Genomic DNA, 19672 nt, shown 5'->3' with positions numbered 1-19672 from the left:
GCCGGCTACGCCACCGCCGTCAAGGGCGCGAACGGCTTCGTCTGCCTCGTCGAGCGGTCCTGGGGGGCAGGCTTCGACGATCCGGAGTTCTGGAACCCCAAGGTGCGCTCGCCCATGTGCTTCAACGCCTCGGCCGCCGCCACCGTGCTGCCGGCCTACCTCGAACGCACCCGCCAGGTGCTGGCCGGCGTGTCGAGGGCCCGGATGCAGGCGCGCGCCGGGGCCCATGCGCCGCGGCCCGGCGCCGGCGCCATGTGCATGATGATGTCGAAACAGGGCTACCTGGCCGACGCCGTGGGCCACGCCCATCCGCACCTGATGTTCTACCTGGCCCGCGCCAAGGCCTCCGCCTGGGGCGCCGGCCTGCCGGGCTCACCCGTGGCGGCCGACGAGGGCCCGGATGGGGTGACCATCTTCTTCGTCACCGTGCCCCGCTGGTCCGACGGGACCTCGGCCATGGACATGCGCTAGCCGCGCCCGGCTAAACCGCGTCGATGGACCCATCCCTGGACCCCGAGATCGAGGCCCTGATCGCGGCCTTCTACGCCGCCTTCGACAATCGCGGCGGGCGCTTGCCCGCGGTCGAGGGCCTGCGCGCCCTGTTCGCCGAGACCGCGACCATCACCCGCGTGACCTCCGAGGCGGTCGATAGCTGGACGCCCGAGGCCTTCATCGCCCCGCGCCAGCGGATTCTCGCCGACGGCGCGCTCACCGATTTCCACGAATGGGAGACGACGGCGCGCACCGTCGTGCTGGCGAACATCGCCTCGCGCTGGTCGACCTACGAGAAACGAGGACGCCTGAACGGGTCGGACTATGGCGGCGGCGGCCACAAGTTCATCCAGCTCCACCGTCTGGAGGGCCGCTGGCGGATCAGCTCGATTCTGTGGGAGGACCTCTAGCGCCCTAGGGCGTCCCCAGGCGGTAGCTGGCGAACCAGGCGAGGATCGCTGCGGCCTTGGCCGCCGACTGCGAGGGCCGCGCGGCCAGCCCGCCGTGCGAGGCGCCGGGCACGCGCACCAGGGCGGTCGGCACGGCGCGCAGCTGCAGGGCCTGGTAGAACTGCTCGGCCTCCTCCGGCGGGGTGCGGAAGTCCTGCTCGCCCACCACCACCAGGGTCGGTGTCGTCACATTGCCGACCAGCGAGAGCGGCGATCGCTTCCAATAGCCCTCAGGGTCCTCCCACGGCATCTTCCCGAACCAGTAGCGGGCCATGAAGTTGTAGCCGTCGACCGTGAGGACCTCGCTGGTCCAGTCGATTACCGGCTTCTGAGCCGCGGCGGCGGCGAACCGGTGCGTCTTGCCGACGATCCAGGCGGTCAGGGCCCCACCGCCCGACCCACCGGTCACATAGAGCCGCGTCGGGTCGACGAAGCCCTTGGCGATCGCCGTGTCCACGACGCTCATCAGGTCGTCGTAGTCGTGGCTCGGATAGTTGCGGTCGATCTCGTTGGCGAAGGCCTCGCCATAGGAGGTCGAGCCGCGGGGATTGGCGTAGACCACCACATAGCCGGCCGCCGCATAGAGCTGGTCGTCGGTGGAGAACAGGGCGCCATAGGCGTCGAACGGCCCGCCGTGGATCTCCAGGATCAGCGGGTAGCGCTTGGCCGGATCGAAGTCCGGCGGGGTCACCATCCAGGCGTCGATGGGCTTCTTGTCGTAGGACGAGGTGACCGCCATGGCCTCGACGCGGCCCAGCGCCTTGCCGGCGAACAGGTCCTCGTTCAGCCGGGTCAGGCGCTCGACCTTCCCGCCGCGCGCGATGGCCAGGTCCCCCGGCTCGTCCGGCGCGCCTTGGGTAAAGGCCACCAGCCCCTTGCCCACCGAGAACGAGCCGCCCGTGTAGGGCCGGTCGAGGCCCGAGCCCGAGAGGCCCGCCGCCACCGTCTCCAGCCGGCCGTCGAGGCCGACGCGGGCCACCTTGCCGACGCCCTTGTCGTCGTACTGCACAAAGACGCTGCGCCCGTCGGCGGCCCATTGCGGTCCCGTGACCGAGCGGTCGAGGCCGCCGGTCAGCACGCGCTTGTTGGCCCCGTCGCGGTCCATGACGTAGAGGCGGCGGTTCTCGTAGCCGCGGCGGCGCTGGTCGTCGTAGCCGGTGTAGGCGATCTTCGTCCCGTCGGGGGAGACGGCCGCCCCCTCGTCGGGTCCGACCCGGTCGGTCAGCCGGGTCAGCGCGCCGTCGGCGATCGCGGCGCGATAGACGTCGCTCTCCTGCGGGTCGCGTTCCCAATCCTTGGCGCGGTTGGTGGAGAACACCACGCTCCCGCCGTCGCGGTCGAAGCCGATCCCGCCGCCGACGTCATAGGCGCCGGAGGTGATCTGCCGGGGCTGGCCGCCGTCGGCCGAGACCACGAACAGCTGCGGGTGGCCGGGCTTCAGATAGCCCTGGCCGTCGGCGCGGTAGGTCAGCCGGTCGATGACCTTCAGCGGCTCGGCCCATTGGGCGCCGGCCGGCCGGGCCAGCGGCGCGCCCAGCGTGCGGCCCGGGTCGGGGACCAGCATGGTGAAGGCCAGGAGCTTGCCGTCCGGCGACCAGGCGATCTCGCTCGGCGCCTCCTCCAGCGTCGCCACCCGCGCCGAGCGGCCCGACGCCATCCAGCGCACATAGAGCTGCGGCGCCCCGCCGGGCGTGGCCGCCACATAGGCCAGGCGCTGGCCGTCCGGCGACCAGCGCGGATGCAGGTTGGCGTTCTCGTCGGCGACCAGCGGCGATTGCACGCCCGTCGCGGGATCGACCAGCCAGATCGAGGACCGGCCGCGGTCCGTCATGATGTCGTTGGAGACCCGCACATAGGCGATCGCCCCGCCGTCCGGCCGCACCTGCGGATCGGTGGCCTGGCGCAGGCCAAACAGGTCACGCGCGGTGAAGGTCCGGGTCGGGCCCTCCGCCGTCTGCGCCGCGGCCGGCGCGGACATGACAAGGCAGGCGGCGGTGAGCAGCAAGGCCAGACGCATGGAATCCCCCAGCAGGAAATCGAACCGCCGCATAAACGGCTTTTCAATCGCTTGCCGTCAATGGTGGCCCGCTTCCTGCACGCCCGCGTATGTGATGACCCAGAACCGAACGCTCGCCGCCGCCAATCTGCGCCCCGCCGACCTGGCGGGTCTGAAGGTGCTCGTCGTCGACGACCACTCGGTCACCTCGCGCCTGATCGGCGACGTGCTGCGGGCCGCCGGCGTCGGCCAGGTGGAGACCGCCAGCGACGGCCTGAGGGCCCGCGAAATCCTCAAGCGCTGGGACCCCCACATCATCTTCACCGATTGGAACATGCCGGTGATGGACGGCCTGGAGCTCACCCGCACGATCCGCCGCGCCGCCGTCGTGAAGGACACCGTCGTGCCCAATCCGCGGGTGCCGATCATCATGCTCACCGCCACGCGCAGCGCCCGCGACGTGGAGATTGCGCGCCGCGCCGGGGTCAATGAGTTCGTGATCAAGCCCTTCACCCCGGCCTCGGTGATCAGCCGCATCCAGCTGGTGTTGACCCGGCCGCGCGAATTCATCGTCTCAGAGGTCTATATCGGCCCCGACCGACGCCGCCGCACCGAGATCAGCTATTCCGGCGTCATGCGCCGCGCCCAGGATCCGGCCGAGGTGATGGACAAGCTCGATCGCCAGTCCACCCGCGAGACCATCGGCGTCGAGCTCGAGGCCTTGCGCCGGGTGATCGCCTCGCGCGGCGGCATGGACCGCGAGACCCTGCAGATGACCTACCGGGTCATGCAGCACACCCGCCATCGCGCCCGCCAGGTGCGGGACCAGCTGGTGGAGGAGGTCTCCCAGTCGCTCTTGGACTACGCCGACGTGATGGGCGGCGCCGAAGCCTGCGACCCGGCCGTACTGGAGATCCACTTCGACGCCATCCGCACCCTGCTGGCCGTGCCCGAAACCAACGTCAAGCTGGCGACCAACGTCATGCGCGACCTGACGGTCGCCGTGCAGAAGAAGATCAAGGTGACCAAGGCGGCGTGATCGGATCGCGGCTGGTCGAACGACGTTTTTTCAGCTAACGACGTTCGTCTTTCCCCGTTCTCTGCTCCAAAAAATTGCGAGCTGACGAGCCATGATCGCCGCCTTTCTCGCCGTCGCCATCGGCGCCGCACCCGTCGATGCGCCCAAGGCCGCCACGCCTAAGCCCACGCCGATCTCGGGCGTGACCGTCCTCCCAGCGCCGACCGTCAAGCCCAAGCCAAATGACGCCATGGTCTGCGAGGACGAGGCCCCGATCGGGACCAAGCTGAAGCGCACGGTTTGCCTGCCGCGCACCTACGTGGAGTCCCGCACCCGTGAAGCGCAGAAGACCATCGACCGCATGACCACCGGCGGGCCCGTCCTCGACCCGACCAGGTAGAGCCAAGCTTGATCGTCTAACGGACGCGGCGCACCGTCCGGGCTAGAGGCCCGCCGCCAGCCCGCTACGAATGCCCGTCCGGCGCTGCGATCTGCTGGTTGATCAGCGAGGCCACGGCGGTGACGATCTGGGCCGGCGCGAAGGGTTTCTGCACCAGCAGGCTCCTGGGCACGCCGCGCGATGTCCAGTCGTGGGCGCTATCGCCGGAGATATAGAGCACCGGCAGGCCGGGGCTCAGCTCGCGGGCCCGCTGGCCGACGTCCCAGCCGTTCGTCCCACGGCCCAGGTTCACGTCGGTGACCACCGCGCAGATATCCCGCGCGCGGTTCATCTCCAGCGCGGCGATCGCCTCGTCGCCGCCGAGCGCGGTCTTGACCTGGAATCCGCCGTCCTCGAGCGCCGATTGCAACAGATCCAGCACCAGCACGTCGTCGTCGACGGCAAGCACCAGCACGGGGGACAAAGGCTCGGTCATGACGTGGCCGGAAAAAGCCGGGACCTATGTCGACTGGCTGACATGGCGCCAATCATATTCGACAGCTTCACCGAGATGTGACGGCGACCTTCGAGGCGAAGCCATGCCGAAATCCGGCCCGGCCCTATTGCCCGCCGCCCAGCGGGTTCGGCGCGCGGGCGGCGCGCCGGGCGTGCAGGCGCTCGCGCTCCTCCGACAGGCGCAGGTTCTCCGCCGACAGGTCGGTGACGTCGCCTTCCAGCTGCGCGATGCGCGCCTTCAGATAGCTGTTCTCCCGTTCCAGCTCGGCCGGGGTGCGGTCGGACATGGCGGTCTCCGGATCGGTTAGGGGGCGAGCACCAGATCGCGGTGGGCGATGACCTCGTCGCCGGCCAGCACGCGGGCCTGGCCGCCGGTCGCCTCGACCGCGCGCGCGCCATAGCAGGCGCTGCGGATCGCCTGGTTGTGGCTCAGATAGTCGCCGTAGAAGACGTTGTTCTTGGTCACCGACCAGACCCCGGCGCGCAGCGAGGTGCGGAAGGTGGTGTCGCGGCTCGGTCCGCGGTCGATGAGGGTCACGTGCGGCGCGCCAGCGCGGGGACGAGGATGCGCAGGACGGGGCCGGCCACCAGGGGCAGGACCACGCAGGCCATGGCGGCGACGAAGAGGAATGTCATCGGGGAGCGCTCAACGGGCGCCGCGCCGGGCTTGATCGACCGCCTCGCTGGCGGCTCACGCCCGACGGCGCACGTTCAGACATATAGGCAGTAGGGTCGGCAATAGCGAGCAAATAACCGAGCGGGCCGCCAGAAGTTTTTATTATATCGAATTCAGTCAACACCGCCCTCAGGTCAAATAAAATAGATGGCGATTATCGAACTTGTCGGGAACCTATTTAATAGATGCGATTTGTATCTCTCACGAGAAGGATATGCATCCCTCTCAGGAGCCTCAACCATGCGCAACCACCTGCTCGCCGCCGGCATCGCCGCGGCGGCTCTCATTCCTACGTTCGCCTTCGCTCAGACCAGCTGCGAACAACAGCATGCCAACCGGGTCGCCGGCACGGTCGGCGGCGGGGTCCTCGGAGCCTTGATCGGCAGCGCCATCGCCGGCCACGGCGACAAGACCACGGGCGCCGTCATCGGCGGCGTCGGCGGCGCGGTGATCGGCAACCAGGCCACCAAGGGCAGCTCCGACTGCGCCCACGCCTACGGCTACTACGACTCCAAGGGCGCCTGGCACGCCAACGCCGTGGCCCGCACCGACGCCCAAGGCTACTACGACCGCGAAGGCCGCTGGATGGCCGGCGCGCCGAACGGCGCCTACGACAGCCGCGGCCGCTGGGTGTCCTCCAACGCCAACGGCTATTACGACAACCAGGGCGGCTGGACCCCGGCCTCCACCACCGGCTACTGGGACACCCGCGGCCAGTGGGTCGCCGCCACGCCCTCGGCCTACGATCGGGCCTCCAACGCCGCCTACAGCAACCGCACGCAGTGGGACGGCGCGCCGACCGACTTCAGCTCGCGCGCCGCCTGGCTGGGCCAGCGGATCCAGACCGGCATCGACGACGGCAGCCTTTCGCGTGACGATGGCCGCCGCGCGCAGCGCTCGCTGAGGGACATCCGCCGTCAGGAGGCCAACATGCGCCACCGCCACGGCCAGCTCAGCCCGCGCGACGAGACCACCATCCAGGCCCGGCTCGACGGCCTGCGCACCAACATCCGCTGGACGCGCCAGAACAACGCCCGCAGCGACTGACCTCGAGTTCCCCCGCCGGAGCGATCCGGCGGGGTCCAGCGTCGTTCCGGCCCCGGTCTCCGCGATTTGGCGCCGGGTCCGGGGCTGATCCATGTTAGATTACAGCGACGATCAGACGGTGAAGGCCCACGGCGAGCATCGCCGCCTTCACCGCGCCGGGCCGCCCGTTTCGCGACCCACCGTCGTCAGGGATGTCGAAAATGGCCGCCCTCGGCCCCGACGGCGACCAGACGGACGCCGAACATATGGGCGGTCTCGCCCGCGCTCTGATCACCACCTCCGCCCTGCCGCTCCTGCTGCTGGACGGCGATCAGCGGGTGGTGTCGGCCAGCCGCTCGTTCTGCAGCGCCTTCGATATCCTCACCGATCGGGTGGACGGCCTGCGCATGGACGAGCTGAGCGGCGGCGCTTGGAACATTCCCGAGCTTAACACCCTGCTCGAGAGCACGCTCGCCGGCCATGGTGATGCGGGGCCCTTCGAGACCGATCTGCTGCGTCCCGGCGCGCCCGCCCGGCGCCTGGTGATGCACGTCCAGAAGGTCCACTACGATGGTGGCGGCGATGTCCGCATTCTGCTGGCCATCGACGACGTCACCGAAACTCGCAGCGCCGACAGCCAGATCGCCACCCTGCTGCTCGAGAAGGACGGGCTGCTCCGTGAACGCGCGGTCCTCCTGCAGGAGATGCAGCACCGCATCGCCAACAGCCTGCAGATCATCGCCGGCATCCTGCTGATGAAGGCGCGCAACGTCAGCTCCGAGGAATCCCGCCGCCACCTGCAGGACGCCCACGACCGGGTGATGTCGGTGGCCGCGGTGCAGGAACACCTCCAGACCAGCGTCGGCGACGTGGAGATGGGTCCCTACCTGACCAAGCTCAGCGGAAGCCTGGCCTCCTCGATGATCCGCGAGGCCCGCGGCCTGGCGCTCGTAGTGCGCTCCGATCCCGCGACGGTCAGCTCTCACCAGGCCGTCAGCCTCGGCCTCATCGTCACCGAGCTGGTGATCAACGCCCTGAAGCACGCTTTCCCCGCCGAGCGGATCGGCCAGGTCAGCATCGACTATGCGGTCGAGGCCTCCGGCTGGACCCTGTCGGTGAGCGACGACGGCGTCGGCCGTCCCGATCTGTCGACGATCCGCTCCGGGCTCGGCACCAGCGTCATCGAAGCCCTCGCCCAGCAGCTGGGCGCCAAGGTCGTCGCCGACGACGCCCCGCCCGGGACCCGGGTCTCCGTGGTCCGCGGCCCGTCGGTGGCGACCTAGCACGATCAGTTTTGAATTCCCGGTCGGCGGGCTAAGCTCGGCGCGACGACGCGCGCTGGGGACGTGATGGCGCTCTACACCTTCTACTTCTGCCGCCCCGATGGGGCCGCGACCGGCTTCGAGGCGCACGATCTGCGCTCGGACACGGCCGCCCGCGAGACCGCCGAACGGCTGCTCGCCGACCATCCGAGCAGCGCGCGCGTGGACGTCTGGCTTGAGGACCGCCAGGTGCTGGCCGTGAGCCGCGCGGGCGCCGCGCCCGCCGCGCCCGCGCCCGGGGCGGCCGCGCTGGAGACGATCCGCGCCCTGCTGCGCTCGCACCTTGGCGACGCCGTGGCGGTGATCGCCACCCAGGCCGACGGGGCGATCCTGTTCTGGAACCGCGGCGCCAGGCGGCTCTATGGCTGGAGCGAGGCGGAGGCCATCGGGCGCAATGTGGTCGAGATGACGCCGGCGGTGCAGTCGCGCGACCAGGCCGGCGAGATCATGTCGCGCTTAGGCCGTGGCGAGCCATGGGAGGGTGAGATCGTGCTGCGCAAGCGCGACGGCGCCCCGTTCCGGGCCTTCGTGGCCGACATCCCGCTGGCGCTGGGCGGCGAGGCTGCGGCGATCATCGTGGGGGTTTCGGCGGCGGTGGAACGCAAGGCGGCGGTCGCGGCCCATGCGGAGAAACTCCGGCGGGAACTGGCCGGGGCGGGGTAGGGGCGGCCGAGTCCGGGCGTCCCGCGACGGGGCGCCCGGCTTCGTCAGGCTCTAGCGGCGGTAAACCGGGTTGCCGTTCTGGTCGTAGTAGACCTGGCTCGAACGATGGTTGGCCGCGTAGTGCGAATGGCCGCGACGATAGTAGGCGCGGTGGGTGGAGGAGGTGCAGCCGCTCTTGCCGATCTCGTGGCCGAGCACGGCGCCGCCGAGGCCGCCGATGACCGCCCCGCCGCCGCCGTGCGAGATGGAGTTGCCCACCAGGGCGCCGCCGACGCCGCCGATCACCGTGCCGGTGTTGGCGCGGCCGCGGCACGAGGCGCTGGCGCCGGTCGGGCCGGCGATCAGCGGCAGGGCGACGAGGGCCGCGAGGGCGGCGCTGGCGATGGTCTTACGCATGTGGTGTCTCGATTCCTGATGTCCCAAGCCTATCAAACGCGTGGGAGCGGTCTTCGGGTGCAGCTTGGCTTTTGAGCGGCCGGTCCGGCCGCGCTAGCCAGCGGGCCTGAGGCGGCGCTAGTCTTGCGCAGAGCCGCCGCCAGGGAGATCCGCCATGGGCGCCGCCGTTCGCCTGATCCCGCCCACCACCGACCTCGACCGCGCCCGGCGCGACCTGGACGAGCAGGGCTATTGCATCGTGCCGGGCGTGCTGTCGCGCGCCGAGATCGCGGCGCTGAAGGACCGGCTGATCGAACAGGCGGCCGGCGAGCGGGCGCGCGGCCTGGCCTTCCACGACGGCGGGGCGGCGCGGCCGAACCAGCGGGTCTGGATGCTGCTCAACAAGGGCAAGGTGTTCCGCGACCTGATGCTGCATCCGATGGTCGAGGCCCTGATGGGCCACCTGCTGGGCCCCGATTTCCTGGTGTCGAGCTTCACCGCCAACATCGCCCACCCCGGCGGCGAGCCGATGGTGCTGCACACCGACCAGGGCTACGTCGGCTTCTGGACGCCCAAGCCGGTGGTGGCCAACATCGCCTGGATGCTGGACGATTTCAGCGACGAGAACGGCGGCACCCGCCTCGTGCCGGGCAGCCACCTGAACAGCGCCGCAACGCCCAGATCCTCTGCCTATGCGCCGGACGAGCCGGCCAATATGCCGACGCTGGAGGATACGGTGGGCGCCGCGGGGCCGGCGGGCTCGATCCTCGCCTTCGACGGGCGCATCTGGCACGGGACCGGCGCCAACCGCACCGACAAGCCGCGCCACGCCCTGCTCAGCTACCACTGCCGGCCGTTCGTGCGGCAGCAGGAGAACATGGTGCTCGGCCTCGATCCCACGATCCGCGAAGCCGAGCGGCCGGCCCTGCTCAACCGGCTGGGCTGGGCGACCTGGGCCGGGCTCGGGCGCGTCGAGAGTCCCAGGCCGGGCACGCCGCTCTACGTCAGTCCGGGCGCCGTCGGCGCGCTTTCCGCCGACGGGACGCCACAGGACCCCTAACTCAGTTGCCGCGCGCGCCGGTGTGCTTGCCGGCGTTGGACATCGGGCCGCCGTAGCGGGCGCGGTTCTCCGCGGTGTCCGGCACCGGGCCGTTGGTCACGGTCTGGGTCGTGTAGCTGGCCGGCGCCGCGGCGGTGTCGGCCGAGGTCGCGGTGTCATCCGAGGACGACGACGGACCCACGGGGGCGACATAGGCGGTGTCGGCGCCCTCGCCGGTGGGGGCGACCACGGCGTAGGCGGGGCCGGGCGTGCTGAACGACTGGGCGACGGCGAAGCGGACCTGCTGCATCGCATTGTTCACCGCCATGTCCTGGCAGGAGCGGCCGAGGTTGGTCCTGTTGGGACGGTCCTGACCCAGTTCGTCGCAGATCTCGCGGGCGGTGACCTCGATGCGGCGGCGCAGCACCGACTGGTCGGCGGCGAGGCGCAGGTCGAGGTCGTCGTAACTCACGATCCGCGAAAGGGTCGCGGGCGGCTCGCCGCGGCCGTTCCATTGGCCGGTGACGGTCAGCTGCTCCACGGTCTGGGCCAGGGCGGGCGCGGCGGCCGCGCTCAGGCCGGCGATCGCCAGGGCGGCGAGGATCGGGTTGCGCATGGTCAAATCTCCATCGGTTCGCGACGCCGGAGGCGCAGCGTCCGACCTCAGCAACCCGCCGCCCGGCGCCGGTGTTCCGCGCCGACGCGTCCGCCGGCAGTCCGCGCTGTCGAGAAATCGAACCTAAGCTCCACCATTGCGGGTATGGTCGGAGCCTGATAGGCTCAGCTTGTTCATTTTGCTCTCCCCCGGCCGCAAACGGCCGGGGTTTTTTTTGGCCCAAAGGTTTTGGCCTCAGGGGACCCGGTCGAGCTGGTCCCAGACGGCGAGCACGCCGAGCTGCGAGAGGGCGGCGAACATGCGGTGCAGGTTGGCGAGGTTCTCGCTGGAGAAGGCGACCATGGCCGGTCGCGCCAGGGCCTGGGTGGGGACCACCAGCCCGCCCTTGACCCGCACGCAGAGGCCGCGCTCCAGCAACTCGGCGGCGTGGCGGCGCACGGTCTCGATGGGCAGGCCGATGCGCCTGGCCACCGCGGTGATGCTGACCGGTCGGCGCAGGGCGTCGGGGACGAAATCGTCGGGCGAGAGCCCCTCGCCGCCACGCAGGTCGGGACCCAGGTGCTCGGTGTTGTTGCGCAGGACCTCGATCAGGATGATCCCGGTGAGCAGGTCGCCGAGCGCCCGCATCACCGTGTCGATGACCCGCAGGGCGTAGTCGTTGGCGACGCGGGCCACCGTGCGCAGGGGCGTCACGTCCTCGCCCAGCTCGACGCTGGCGGGCGGCAGATCCTTCAGCAGGTCGAGGTCGCGGAGCTGATAGTAGAAGGCCCGCAGCCGCTCATAGCCGAGGAAGGTGTACCGGTAATACTCCGGCGAGGTCACCACACGCGTCGGCACGATCACCCCGCCGTCGCCGGGCTCGCAGATGCCGCGGTCGAGCAGGCCACGCACGCGGCGCCGCACCGTCTCGAACGGCAGGTTGAGGGAACTCGCCAGCGCATTGACGCTCACCGGCCGCCGCATGTCATCGGGCGGCGCCGCGTCCGGCGCGGCGTAGGTCACCTGCAGGTCGGCCTGGCGGGTGATCGGGGCGACGTTGGCCTGGCTGATGGCCGAGATCAGCAGCGCATCGAGCAGGTGGTCTTCGCCGCGGAAGATGGCGACGGCGTCGAGCAGGTAGGCCATCGCCAGCCGGTTGGTCAGCCGGGCGTCGGCGAGCGGCGAGGACGACCGGAGGACGGCGGCCGGGCCTGGCGACGTCGACATGGATATGAATCTCCCGCGCGTTCACGGAACAATGCGCGCCGGAGCCGACGTAGGGTCAACGCGAGCGGACCCCACTCCGGGGAATTGCGACATCCCGCCGCACCCGGCATGCGGCCGGCCGCAGCCTCAGGCGGAGGGCGGCGCGACGACGCCCAGCCGTTCCCAGGCCTCGATCACGCCCCGCTCGGCCAGGGTGGTGAACAGGCGGTGGACGTTGGCGGCGTTGTCGCGGAACAGGGCGACGACGCCGGGCCGGCGCAGCACCGCCTCGGGGACCACGAAGCCGCGGCCGACGCGCGCGCACCAGCCGGCCGCGGCCAGCCCGCCCAGGTGGCGGCGGACGGTCTCGTGCGGCATGGCCAGGCGGCGGGCGAGGGCCGCGGTGGAACTGGCGGGCGGCGGCAGGGTCTCGCCCGCGCTGACCAGCCCGAAGAAGGCCAGGCCCGCGACAAGGTCGCCGGTGAGCGCCATCAGGTTCTCGCCGCTCCTGAGCAGATAGTCGGAGAGCGGGCGCAGCGTCGCGCGGATCGGGACGGCGGGCTCGGCCGGATAGCGCGATGGCGGCAGGGCCTCCATCAGGCCGGCGGCCAGAACCTGGCGATAGAAGCTGTAGAGGCGGGTGTGGGCCGCGATCACCGAGGTCAGATAGGCCGGCGAGGCGAGGAAGGTCTCCGGCACCACCGCGCCCTGGTCGGTGAGGTCGCAGACGCCGTCCGCCGCCAGACGGCGGACCCGGCGGCGCACGGTCTCGTAGGGCAGGCGCAGGGAGGCGGCGACCGCGCTCAGCGAGACGGGTCGGCGCTCGTCGTCCGGCGCGGGCGACTCCAGGGCGCCGTAGCGCAGGCGCGCCTCCGGATCGCGGGTGAGGGGGGCGATATTGGCCTGGTTGATGGCCATCACCAGGGTGGCGTCGCGGGCGTCCATCCCGGCCATGCCGGCCGTCACCTGGTCGAGCATGAAGACGCCCGACAGGGGCGCCAGCGCGCGCTCCTTCGCCTCGGCGACGACATTCGGCGGGTTGAGGGTGTCGGCCACGGACGCGATATTGACCCAGGTTAAGGTTCTCACACGGCCAAACGCCAGGCCGCGCCGTCGCGTACCACATGGCCCGCGGTGGGGCTGGCGAAATGGGTGCCGATGACCAGCACCTGCGAGCCCGCGAGCGCGCCGAACACCCGCCGGCGCGTGGCTGTGGAGGCCTCGGCGTCGAAGTCGACGGTGGCGGCCCACTCCGGATGGGCGAGCTGGCAGGGATGGTGGGCGAAGTCGCCGGTGATCAGGGCCTCCTCGCCGTTCGAGCGGATGCGGACCGAGACGTGGCCGGGCGTGTGGCCGAGCGTCGGCTCCAGGCGGACTTCGGGACAGACCTGGTGGTCGGTCTCCACGAGGTCGACGAGGCCGGCGTCGAACACCGGCTTGACGCTGTCGTGGAACGGCGAGCGCTCGAGGTGCTCCGTATCGGCCTCCTCCTGCTGCCAATAGTCGAATTCGGTGCGGCCGATCAGGTAGCGGGCCTTGGGGAAAGTCGGGACCCAGCGGCCCTCGACCAGCCTGGTGTTCCAGCCCACGTGGTCCACGTGCAGGTGGGTGCACAGAACGGTGTCGATGGTCTCCGGCGCGAAGCCGGCCGCCTCGAGATCGTCCAGGAAGCCGGTCTGCAGGTTGGACCAGGTGGGGATGTCGCGCTGCTTGTCGTTGCCGATGCAGGTGTCGACGATGATCCGGCAGGTGGGCGTCTCGACCAGCAAGGCGTGGATGCTCATCCTGAGCTTGCCGTTCTCGTCGGCGAAGTGGGGGCTGAGCCAGCCCATCTGGCGGATCACCTCGGGCGTGGCTTGCGGCAGGATGAAGCGCGTGCCGCCGGTCGCCTCCAGTTCCAGGATCCGGATGACGGTGACCTCGCCGACGCGCCACTTGAGCATGGTGGACGTCCCTCCAAACAGCCTTTAGGCACAACCTAGATCGGCCTGCGGCATACCGCCACCTGCACCGCGAGGCGGGGCTCTGGCTTTGTGAGGTCCGAGGGGCGGCTGAGGCATCTGGAAGGTGGGGCGACATGCCCGAAGCGACCTACGTAGCGTTTGTCACCAAGGCCAAGCGCGCCAAGCTGCGCACCATGCTGCAGACCGAAGACATGGGCGAACTGAGCTGGCGCGAGAAGAAGCGGCTGTTCGGATCGGAGTTCTACTTCTCCGGGCCGCCGACGCTCGCCCGCCAGGCCCACGCCTACGTCACCAAGTGGCTGGCCGGGAACTAGCCAAGACGGGCCGGCGCATCGGGGCCGACGTGCCCTGGTCGGTGGCCTGGTCCGGCGAGCAGGCGTTCCGCGTGCAGCCGTCGACCGACTTCCCAGGACTTCTCGAGCTCGACCAGCGCCAAGCGCCGGGCGAGGGCGAGCCCAACTTCGCCGCCGTGCACGTCACCCGCCAGCGGCGCGGGATGATCGACCTGAAATGCCACATCTGCGGCGCGCCCACCTCGGTGGAGGACCGCTGGGTGTTCCCGGTGGCCTCGGGCGGCTTCGTGACCATGACCGATGGATCGGTGGGCTGGGGCTGCAACGTGCCGCCGGTGCACGGCGCCTGCGCTGAGGTCGCCCGGCGGGAGTGCCCGCACCTTTCGCACCTGGTGGAAGCGCCCCTGCAATGCGGCCCCGACGAGGGCCGGCTGATCCACCGCACCGACGTGACCCCGGGCCTGGAGGCGATCGCCGCGCAGATGCCGCCCGGCCAGGCGGTGGTGTTCTCCTGCTACCGGCTCTATGGGCCCGAGTTCACCGCCCGGGTCGAGCAGGCCCGCGCCGAGTGGGAACGGGCGGCGCGGTCGAGGCGGGGTTAGGGTCCGCTCGCCGAGCTTGGCCGTGCGGTGCTAGGGTTTCCCCTCCGAAATCCTTGAGGGAGGGTGCTTCATGTCTCGCAGACACTTCATCGCCGCCGCGGTCGCGGCGCTCGCCATCGGCGCCGCCGGGGCGGCGACCATCGCCTATGCCGCCGTGCCGCCCGGCCTCGCCGCCGCGCTCGCCGACAAGGGCCGGCCCGAGGCCGACGTGCAGCGCGACGCCGCGCGCCATCCCGGCGAGATGCTGACCTGGGCCGGTGTGCGGCCGGGGGATAAGGTCGCCGACTTCATCATGGGCGGCGGCTATTTCACCCGCATCCTGTCAGTGGCGGTGGGGCCGAAGGGCCACGTCTATGCCTACCAACCCGCTGAATTCATCAAGTTCAGCGCCAACTACGGCGTGCAGCAGAAGGCGATTGCCGCCGCCTACCCCAATGTGACGGCGATCGACAGCCCGTTCGCCGCCCTGAAGCTGCCGGACCGACTGGACCTCGTCATGACCGTGCAGAACTACCACGACCTGCACCTGAAGCCGTTCCCGGCCGACAACGCCGCCAAGCTGAACGCCGAGATCTATCGGGCGCTGAAGCCGGGCGGGGTCTATCTGGTGGTCGACCACGTGGGCCTGGCGGGGGTCGACATCGACAAGCTGCACCGCATCGATGCGGCCCAGATCAAGAGCGAGGTCCAGGCGGCCGGCTTCAGGCTGGCGGGCGAGAGCGACCTGCTGCGCAACACCGCCGACCCGCACACCGACAACGTCTTCAATCCCGCCATCCGCGGCAAGACCGACCAGGTGATCCTGAAGTTCGTGAAGCCCAGGGGCTGAGTTCGTAGTCATCCCCGGCCGTTCTCCGCAGGAAGGGATGAGCCGAGTGAAGGGCCGCGCGCGCGGCCCTTTTTTCGTGGCGCGAGGTAACGTCTGGAGTTACGGGTGACTGTTACCTGTCACATTACATGCGTTTCACAGTCTACGATCCAATGTAATTGTGAATTCGACGTCATTACTCAGCCTTAACAGGACGTCGTCCAAGTATAGACCTAAACCGCTCCCGTCGGCCGGCAAACCCCCCACCCCAGCCGACGAGGAACGGAGCGAACCCATGACCCATTTCGCCGCCAAGCTCGCCGGCGCCGCCACCCTGGCGCTGGCCGCCCTGCCAGCCCTCGCCCTGACCACCGCCGCCCACGCCGCGCCGGATCCCGTGAAGGTGCGGCTGGCAGACCTGGACCTCCTGACCCCCGCCGGCCAGGCGATGTTGGCCCAGCGCGTCGACCGGGCGGGCGTGGAGTTCTGCCGCAGCGAGCGGTCGCTGACCCTGCGGACCAGCTGTCGCGACGGCGTGCGCGCCGAGGTGCGCGAAAAGCTCACCGCCTACCCGGAAGCCCGCGCGGCCGCCCGCACCGAGATCGCCGTCGCCCGCTGACCTCTCCCCGAGCAGCCGACGCAGCGAAGGCCCGCGAGCCCCCGGGGCTCGCGGGCCTGATCGCGGCTGTCCTGGCCCGACGGCGCCTAGAGCCAGCCGGAACGCCGGAAGGCCGCATAGAGCCCGCAACAGAGCACCAGGATGGCCGCCAGGGTCGTGGGATAGCCGAACTGCCAGTGCAGCTCGGGCATGAACTGGAAGTTCATCCCGTAGATGCCGGCGATCGCGGTGGGCACCGCCAGGATGGCGGCCCAGGCGGCGAGCTTGCGGGTGATGATCCCCTGCCGCTGCTGTTCCAGCAGGTTGGAAACCTCGAACACCGAAGAGAGCACGTCGCGCAGGCCCTCGACCCGGTTGGCGACGCGCCGGACGTGGTCGGCCACGTCGCGGAAATAGGGTCTCACCTCGGCATCGAGACCCGGCAGGCTGAGGTGCTCCAGCTTGCTCGCCACCTCCTCCATGGGCCCCAGGATTCGACGGAAGCGCAGCAGCTCGCCGCGCAGGGTGAAGATCCGCCGCACGTCGGCCCGCAACAGGAAGGCGTCCAGCGCGCGCGTCTCGGTGGCCAGGACCTCCTCTTCGATCTCCTCGACGATCGGCTGGTAGCCGTCGACGATGAAGTCGAGGATGCCGTGCACGACGTAGTCGGGACCGTGGTTGAGCAGCGCCGGCGAGGCCTCGAGGTGGGCGCGCAGCGCCGTATGGGCCCGCGCCGAGCCGTGGCGGACGGAGACCACATAGCTCTTGCCCATGAAGATGTGGGTCTCGCCGTAGTGGATCTGGTCGCCGGAGAACTCGGCCGTGCGGGCGACCACGAACAGTTCGTGGCCGTAGACCTCGACCTTGGGCAGCTGGTGGGCGGAGAGCGCGTCCTCGACGGCGAGGGGGTGCAGCTTGAATTTGTTCGCCAGCAGCCGCAGCTCCGCCTCGTCGGGGTCGACGAGGCCGATCCAGACGAACTCGCCCGGCCGAAGCTCCAGTCCGGCCTCGGTGAGCCGCGCTTCCCGGACGCGCAGGCCCTTGCGATAGACATAGGCCGAAACGACGGTCATGGACGATTGCTCCGGGTCACCGGCCCTGCCGGATGAAGAGGCCGATGGTAAGGGCCACGCCCAGGAGCACAACGAAGCCGCGGATCAGGCGCTCGTCCACGCGCCGCAGGGCCTGGGCGCCCAGATAGCCGCCAAGCATGGCGCCTGCGGCCACGACCCCGACCCGAAGCCATGGAATGCCCGGCGTGAACAGGAAGATCGCCACGGCCGCGGCGTTCATGATCGAGGCGAGCACGTTCTTGGTCGAGCCGGCGGTGCGCACGGCCAGCCCCGCGGCTGTGAGCGCGGCCAGCATCAGGAAGCCGATGCCGCCGCCGAAATAGCCGCCGTAGATCGAGATCAGGAACTGGATGACGCCAGCGGCGGTGCGCGACAGCGGCGGGCCGGTCCCGACCGGGCGGCGCACGAAGCTGCCATAGGCGAAGAGGGCGGTGGCGAAGAGCACCAGCCAGGGCACCAGACGCGCGAAGAAGGACGACGGCGTGAGCAGCAGCAGCCCGGCCCCCAGGGCCCCGCCCGCCAGGCTGATCGCCACCAGGGCGCGGAACGACAGCCCCGCCGCGCCGGAGACCAGCCTGCGGCCCACCCAGCCGGTGGTCACCTGGCCCGGAAACAGCGCGATGGTGGAGGCGATGTTGGCGGCCCGCGCGTCGAGGCCCGAGAGGATCAGCGCCGGCAGGGTGACGAACGAGCCGCCGCCCGCCAGCGCGTTCTGCACGCCGGCCCAGACCGCGACCCCGAAGAGCAAGCCGAGCATGGGCGGTGGTTAGCGGCGCCGCGTTGCGAGGGCTAGCGCGGAATGCGTCCTATCCCCCAAAGCGGCGCAGCTCGTCAGGCTTTCGGGATACGCCGCCAGAGCGCGGCGAAGCGTGGACTGTGGTCGGCGCCGAAGGAACGCGACTCGCGGGGGATGGCGTCGGACGGCTGCAGCGGGACCTGCCGGTCGGTGATGCGCGCGAGGCGCCGCTCAGCGCGCATCAGCCAGGTCTCGGCCTCGTCGATGAGGGCGATGCGCTCGCGCTCGTCCTCGGCCGCGCCGGCGCGGATGAAGGCGCGATCCGCCTCCGCCAGGCAGCGCTTGATTTCGTCATATCTCTGGTCGCGTTCCGGCGGTCCCATCGTCCGAGGAGAACGGCCGAGGCGGCGGGTGGTTCGGACGAAAATCAGGCGTCGCGGCGGCCGAAGGCGAACAGCGCCCAGACGCTGGTCACCGCCAGCCAGGCGCTGACGAAGGGATGCGCGGCGGCGAAGTCCCAGGCCCCGCCGAGCAGGTTCGGCAATCTGTCCATTGCGGTCTCCGCAGTCCGTGGAGTCCGTCCCTCATGCGAGGAAGTATCGTCGACGAGCGTTCACCATCCGCCAACAAGCGCGCTTAACCGGAATTAGCCACGCGCGGGCCCATGGCGCGGGCCCATGGCGCGGTCGGATGGCGAGATCGCGGACCGGACATTCACCTGGTTGATTGCACGGGCCTCTGACGGGCGCCCAGATGAGCGCGACGGGAGGAGGTGCGGGGTGCGCCAATACCGGATCTACGGCCTCGGGTTGGGCGGCCGTTTCGTCTCGGTGCTTGAGATGGAGCGCGACACCGACGACCAGGCGCTGGCCGAAGCTCGAAACCTCATGCCGCAGGGCGAGTTCGAACTCTGGGAACATGGGCGCTTCGTGGCCCGCGTGAAGACCAAGGGCCCCCCGGAGGCGGGCGCCGCGGGCCTCGCGCCCGGCGGCTAGGCCGCAGACAGATGCAGGTAGTTGGGATCGAAGCCGGCGAAGGCCTCGAGCTCGATCACCTTCAGCACCTGCAGCACCCGGCCGCGCCAGGCGATCAGGCCCTCGTCGCGCAGCTGCTGGACCATGCGGTTGACATGGACGGGGGAGAGGCCGGCGCTGTCGGCGAGGTCGGTCTGCGACAGCGGGAAGTCCATGACCGCGCCCGGCGCGAGGCCCACGGCGTCCAGGCGCCGGCGAACCTCGCAGAACATGTGGGCGATGCGCTCGTGGGCCGGCCGGCGGCCCATGGTGACCAGCCATTCGCGCAGGATCGCCTCGTCCACCAGGGTGGCCCACCACAGGGCGCGCATCAGGCTCGGGCGATCCTCGGCGAGCGCCTCCAGCCGGTTGCGCGGCAGGAAGCAGATGCTGGAAGGCGTCAGGGTGGCGATGCCGTGGTCCATCTCGCCCAGCAGGGAGACGTGCAGGTCGCAGAGGTCGCCGGGCAACAGCCAGGCCATGATCTGGCGACTGCCGTCGGGCAGGATCTTGTAGCGGCACGCAAAGCCCTCGAGCACCAGATGCACGTGCTCCGGCGCCTCGCCCTCGGCGATCAGGTCGCAGTGCGCCTCGACCGCCTGAGGGCGGGAAATCAGGGCCTCCAGCAGCGCCTGTTCGTCGCGCGAAAGGCGGGCGCCGTGCTCCAGCTTCCGCACGAGAGGATTCGGCATGGGCCCCGTGCTCCGGTGAGGAAGCACCTTAACCTATGTGTGGGGTCGGTGGGGGGAAAGCCGCTAGGCTCGCGAGCGATCGGCCGGACCACCCCGAGGCGGCATGCGCCCCCTCAAGGCCTCCCGCCCGCCCGCGGGAGA

At 70.4% G+C, this 19672-nt stretch carries 27 protein-coding genes; 13 read left to right on the top strand and 14 right to left on the bottom strand.

Features of this window, described 5'->3' with window-relative positions:
- Positions 1–471 (top strand): hypothetical protein (locus VGT80_RS00135; RefSeq protein ID WP_327451768.1); only part of this gene is annotated, 471 nt, incomplete at its 5' end.
- A 23-nt stretch (positions 472–494) separates the two neighbouring features.
- Complete coding sequence (locus VGT80_RS00130) at positions 495–902, top strand: hypothetical protein (protein ID WP_327451766.1); 408 nt, start codon at positions 495–497, stop codon at positions 900–902.
- Between the two features lie 4 nt (positions 903–906).
- Here the strand turns inward: VGT80_RS00130 and VGT80_RS00125 are convergent, their stop codons facing one another.
- On the bottom strand, positions 907–2991 hold the full coding sequence (locus VGT80_RS00125) for a S9 family peptidase (protein WP_327451764.1): 2085 nt from the start codon (positions 2989–2991) through the stop codon (positions 907–909).
- Between the two features lie 61 nt (positions 2992–3052).
- On the opposite strand from VGT80_RS00125, the gene VGT80_RS00120 reads away from it, so the two are divergent.
- On the top strand, positions 3053–3976 hold the full coding sequence (locus VGT80_RS00120; RefSeq protein ID WP_327451762.1) for a response regulator: 924 nt from the start codon (positions 3053–3055) through the stop codon (positions 3974–3976).
- A gap of 91 nt (positions 3977–4067) precedes the next feature.
- Positions 4068–4355 carry a hypothetical protein gene (locus tag VGT80_RS00115; RefSeq protein ID WP_327451760.1) on the top strand — a complete coding sequence of 96 codons (288 nt, stop codon included), beginning with the start codon at positions 4068–4070 and terminating at the stop codon, positions 4353–4355.
- Positions 4356–4419: 64 nt separating this feature from the next.
- On the opposite strand, the gene VGT80_RS00110 is transcribed toward VGT80_RS00115, so the two are convergent.
- The 3 genes from VGT80_RS00110 to VGT80_RS00100 all read right to left on the bottom strand — a co-directional run bounded on the left by VGT80_RS00110 (position 4420) and on the right by VGT80_RS00100 (position 5388).
- Positions 4420–4830 (bottom strand): response regulator, encoded by a 411-nt coding sequence (locus VGT80_RS00110; protein ID WP_327451758.1) that lies wholly within the window; start codon positions 4828–4830, stop codon positions 4420–4422.
- A 124-nt stretch (positions 4831–4954) separates the two neighbouring features.
- Positions 4955–5137: a hypothetical protein gene (locus VGT80_RS00105; RefSeq protein WP_327451756.1), complete on the bottom strand. Its 183-nt coding sequence runs from the start codon at positions 5135–5137 to the stop codon at positions 4955–4957.
- A gap of 17 nt (positions 5138–5154) precedes the next feature.
- Positions 5155–5388 (bottom strand): hypothetical protein, encoded by a 234-nt coding sequence (locus tag VGT80_RS00100; protein ID WP_327451754.1) that lies wholly within the window; start codon positions 5386–5388, stop codon positions 5155–5157.
- Positions 5389–5766: 378 nt separating this feature from the next.
- Between VGT80_RS00100 and VGT80_RS00095 the strand changes: the two genes are divergently transcribed.
- The 3 genes from VGT80_RS00095 to VGT80_RS00085 all read left to right on the top strand — a co-directional run bounded on the left by VGT80_RS00095 (position 5767) and on the right by VGT80_RS00085 (position 8537).
- Positions 5767–6573: a glycine zipper 2TM domain-containing protein gene (locus tag VGT80_RS00095; RefSeq protein ID WP_327451752.1), complete on the top strand. Its 807-nt coding sequence runs from the start codon at positions 5767–5769 to the stop codon at positions 6571–6573.
- Between the two features lie 200 nt (positions 6574–6773).
- Complete coding sequence (locus VGT80_RS00090) at positions 6774–7835, top strand: sensor histidine kinase (RefSeq protein WP_327451750.1); 1062 nt, start codon at positions 6774–6776, stop codon at positions 7833–7835.
- Positions 7836–7901: 66 nt separating this feature from the next.
- Positions 7902–8537: a PAS domain-containing protein gene (locus tag VGT80_RS00085; protein WP_327451748.1), complete on the top strand. Its 636-nt coding sequence runs from the start codon at positions 7902–7904 to the stop codon at positions 8535–8537.
- A gap of 51 nt (positions 8538–8588) precedes the next feature.
- On the opposite strand, the gene VGT80_RS00080 is transcribed toward VGT80_RS00085, so the two are convergent.
- On the bottom strand, positions 8589–8933 hold the full coding sequence (locus tag VGT80_RS00080) for a glycine zipper 2TM domain-containing protein (RefSeq protein WP_327451746.1): 345 nt from the start codon (positions 8931–8933) through the stop codon (positions 8589–8591).
- Positions 8934–9087: 154 nt separating this feature from the next.
- On the opposite strand from VGT80_RS00080, the gene VGT80_RS00075 reads away from it, so the two are divergent.
- Positions 9088–9972 (top strand): phytanoyl-CoA dioxygenase family protein, encoded by an 885-nt coding sequence (locus tag VGT80_RS00075; RefSeq protein WP_327451744.1) that lies wholly within the window; start codon positions 9088–9090, stop codon positions 9970–9972.
- 1 nt (position 9973) lies between these two features.
- Here the strand turns inward: VGT80_RS00075 and VGT80_RS00070 are convergent, their stop codons facing one another.
- From VGT80_RS00070 to VGT80_RS00055, 4 genes are all read right to left on the bottom strand, one after another.
- A complete protein-coding gene (locus VGT80_RS00070) occupies positions 9974–10567 on the bottom strand; it encodes a UrcA family protein (RefSeq protein WP_327451742.1) in 594 nt (197 codons plus the stop codon).
- 234 nt (positions 10568–10801) lie between these two features.
- Positions 10802–11773, bottom strand: coding sequence for a hypothetical protein (locus VGT80_RS00065; protein ID WP_327451740.1), 972 nt, complete (start codon positions 11771–11773; stop codon positions 10802–10804).
- Between the two features lie 126 nt (positions 11774–11899).
- Complete coding sequence (locus tag VGT80_RS00060) at positions 11900–12808, bottom strand: hypothetical protein (RefSeq protein ID WP_327451738.1); 909 nt, start codon at positions 12806–12808, stop codon at positions 11900–11902.
- Positions 12809–12837: 29 nt separating this feature from the next.
- Complete coding sequence (locus VGT80_RS00055; protein WP_327451736.1) at positions 12838–13695, bottom strand: MBL fold metallo-hydrolase; 858 nt, start codon at positions 13693–13695, stop codon at positions 12838–12840.
- A 134-nt stretch (positions 13696–13829) separates the two neighbouring features.
- On the opposite strand from VGT80_RS00055, the gene VGT80_RS00050 reads away from it, so the two are divergent.
- The 4 genes from VGT80_RS00050 to VGT80_RS00035 all read left to right on the top strand — a co-directional run bounded on the left by VGT80_RS00050 (position 13830) and on the right by VGT80_RS00035 (position 16038).
- Positions 13830–14030 (top strand): hypothetical protein, encoded by a 201-nt coding sequence (locus tag VGT80_RS00050; protein ID WP_327451734.1) that lies wholly within the window; start codon positions 13830–13832, stop codon positions 14028–14030.
- 29 nt (positions 14031–14059) lie between these two features.
- Complete coding sequence (locus VGT80_RS00045; protein WP_327451732.1) at positions 14060–14611, top strand: hypothetical protein; 552 nt, start codon at positions 14060–14062, stop codon at positions 14609–14611.
- Between the two features lie 70 nt (positions 14612–14681).
- Positions 14682–15440 carry a class I SAM-dependent methyltransferase gene (locus VGT80_RS00040; protein ID WP_327451730.1) on the top strand — a complete coding sequence of 253 codons (759 nt, stop codon included), beginning with the start codon at positions 14682–14684 and terminating at the stop codon, positions 15438–15440.
- Between the two features lie 274 nt (positions 15441–15714).
- Positions 15715–16038: a UrcA family protein gene (locus tag VGT80_RS00035; protein WP_327451728.1), complete on the top strand. Its 324-nt coding sequence runs from the start codon at positions 15715–15717 to the stop codon at positions 16036–16038.
- Positions 16039–16124: 86 nt separating this feature from the next.
- Here the strand turns inward: VGT80_RS00035 and VGT80_RS00030 are convergent, their stop codons facing one another.
- The 4 genes from VGT80_RS00030 to VGT80_RS00015 all read right to left on the bottom strand — a co-directional run bounded on the left by VGT80_RS00030 (position 16125) and on the right by VGT80_RS00015 (position 18379).
- Positions 16125–17090, bottom strand: a complete 966-nt coding sequence (locus VGT80_RS00030; RefSeq protein ID WP_327451726.1) for a magnesium and cobalt transport protein CorA — start codon at positions 17088–17090, stop codon at positions 16125–16127.
- Between the two features lie 16 nt (positions 17091–17106).
- Positions 17107–17847, bottom strand: a complete 741-nt coding sequence (locus VGT80_RS00025) for a sulfite exporter TauE/SafE family protein (RefSeq protein ID WP_327451724.1) — start codon at positions 17845–17847, stop codon at positions 17107–17109.
- 74 nt (positions 17848–17921) lie between these two features.
- The gene (locus VGT80_RS00020; RefSeq protein ID WP_327451722.1) at positions 17922–18209 is read right to left on the bottom strand and encodes a hypothetical protein; all 288 of its coding nucleotides are present in this window, start codon (positions 18207–18209) and stop codon (positions 17922–17924) included.
- A gap of 44 nt (positions 18210–18253) precedes the next feature.
- The gene (locus tag VGT80_RS00015) at positions 18254–18379 is read right to left on the bottom strand and encodes a hypothetical protein (RefSeq protein WP_327451721.1); all 126 of its coding nucleotides are present in this window, start codon (positions 18377–18379) and stop codon (positions 18254–18256) included.
- A gap of 226 nt (positions 18380–18605) precedes the next feature.
- Between VGT80_RS00015 and VGT80_RS00010 the strand changes: the two genes are divergently transcribed.
- Positions 18606–18821 carry a hypothetical protein gene (locus VGT80_RS00010; RefSeq protein ID WP_327451719.1) on the top strand — a complete coding sequence of 72 codons (216 nt, stop codon included), beginning with the start codon at positions 18606–18608 and terminating at the stop codon, positions 18819–18821.
- On the opposite strand, the gene VGT80_RS00005 is transcribed toward VGT80_RS00010, so the two are convergent.
- Positions 18818–19531 (bottom strand): Crp/Fnr family transcriptional regulator, encoded by a 714-nt coding sequence (locus VGT80_RS00005; RefSeq protein ID WP_327451717.1) that lies wholly within the window; start codon positions 19529–19531, stop codon positions 18818–18820. The two genes, VGT80_RS00010 and VGT80_RS00005, sit on opposite strands and share 4 nt — an antisense overlap.
- Positions 19532–19672 lie beyond the last annotated feature (141 nt).

It is taken from the genome of Phenylobacterium sp. (assembly GCF_035944335.1).
GTDB lineage: Bacteria > Pseudomonadota > Alphaproteobacteria > Caulobacterales > Caulobacteraceae > Phenylobacterium.
Note: the sequence above shows the minus strand (reverse complement) of the source record. Positions and strands in the feature narration are given on the sequence as shown.

Excerpts from the sequence above, each read along its gene's own strand:
- VGT80_RS00130 (WP_327451766.1), top strand. The coding sequence starts at position 495 with ATGGACCCATCCCTGGACCCCGAGATCGAGGCCCTGATCGCGGCCTTC.
- VGT80_RS00125 (WP_327451764.1), bottom strand. The coding sequence starts at position 2,991 with ATGCGGCGGTTCGATTTCCTGCTGGGGGATTCCATGCGTCTGGCCTTG.
- VGT80_RS00120 (WP_327451762.1), top strand. The coding sequence starts at position 3,053 with ATGACCCAGAACCGAACGCTCGCCGCCGCCAATCTGCGCCCCGCCGAC.
- VGT80_RS00115 (WP_327451760.1), top strand. The coding sequence starts at position 4,068 with ATGATCGCCGCCTTTCTCGCCGTCGCCATCGGCGCCGCACCCGTCGAT.
- VGT80_RS00110 (WP_327451758.1), bottom strand. The coding sequence starts at position 4,830 with ATGACCGAGCCTTTGTCCCCCGTGCTGGTGCTTGCCGTCGACGACGAC.
- VGT80_RS00105 (WP_327451756.1), bottom strand. The coding sequence starts at position 5,137 with ATGTCCGACCGCACCCCGGCCGAGCTGGAACGGGAGAACAGCTATCTG.
- VGT80_RS00095 (WP_327451752.1), top strand. The coding sequence starts at position 5,767 with ATGCGCAACCACCTGCTCGCCGCCGGCATCGCCGCGGCGGCTCTCATT.
- VGT80_RS00090 (WP_327451750.1), top strand. The coding sequence starts at position 6,774 with ATGGCCGCCCTCGGCCCCGACGGCGACCAGACGGACGCCGAACATATG.
- VGT80_RS00085 (WP_327451748.1), top strand. The coding sequence starts at position 7,902 with ATGGCGCTCTACACCTTCTACTTCTGCCGCCCCGATGGGGCCGCGACC.
- VGT80_RS00080 (WP_327451746.1), bottom strand. The coding sequence starts at position 8,933 with ATGCGTAAGACCATCGCCAGCGCCGCCCTCGCGGCCCTCGTCGCCCTG.
- VGT80_RS00075 (WP_327451744.1), top strand. The coding sequence starts at position 9,088 with ATGGGCGCCGCCGTTCGCCTGATCCCGCCCACCACCGACCTCGACCGC.
- VGT80_RS00070 (WP_327451742.1), bottom strand. The coding sequence starts at position 10,567 with ATGCGCAACCCGATCCTCGCCGCCCTGGCGATCGCCGGCCTGAGCGCG.
- VGT80_RS00065 (WP_327451740.1), bottom strand. The coding sequence starts at position 11,773 with ATGTCGACGTCGCCAGGCCCGGCCGCCGTCCTCCGGTCGTCCTCGCCG.
- VGT80_RS00055 (WP_327451736.1), bottom strand. The coding sequence starts at position 13,695 with ATGCTCAAGTGGCGCGTCGGCGAGGTCACCGTCATCCGGATCCTGGAA.
- VGT80_RS00050 (WP_327451734.1), top strand. The coding sequence starts at position 13,830 with ATGCCCGAAGCGACCTACGTAGCGTTTGTCACCAAGGCCAAGCGCGCC.
- VGT80_RS00040 (WP_327451730.1), top strand. The coding sequence starts at position 14,682 with ATGTCTCGCAGACACTTCATCGCCGCCGCGGTCGCGGCGCTCGCCATC.
- VGT80_RS00035 (WP_327451728.1), top strand. The coding sequence starts at position 15,715 with ATGACCCATTTCGCCGCCAAGCTCGCCGGCGCCGCCACCCTGGCGCTG.
- VGT80_RS00030 (WP_327451726.1), bottom strand. The coding sequence starts at position 17,090 with ATGACCGTCGTTTCGGCCTATGTCTATCGCAAGGGCCTGCGCGTCCGG.
- VGT80_RS00025 (WP_327451724.1), bottom strand. The coding sequence starts at position 17,847 with ATGCTCGGCTTGCTCTTCGGGGTCGCGGTCTGGGCCGGCGTGCAGAAC.
- VGT80_RS00020 (WP_327451722.1), bottom strand. The coding sequence starts at position 18,209 with ATGGGACCGCCGGAACGCGACCAGAGATATGACGAAATCAAGCGCTGC.
- VGT80_RS00015 (WP_327451721.1), bottom strand. The coding sequence starts at position 18,379 with ATGGACAGATTGCCGAACCTGCTCGGCGGGGCCTGGGACTTCGCCGCC.
- VGT80_RS00005 (WP_327451717.1), bottom strand. The coding sequence starts at position 19,531 with ATGCCGAATCCTCTCGTGCGGAAGCTGGAGCACGGCGCCCGCCTTTCG.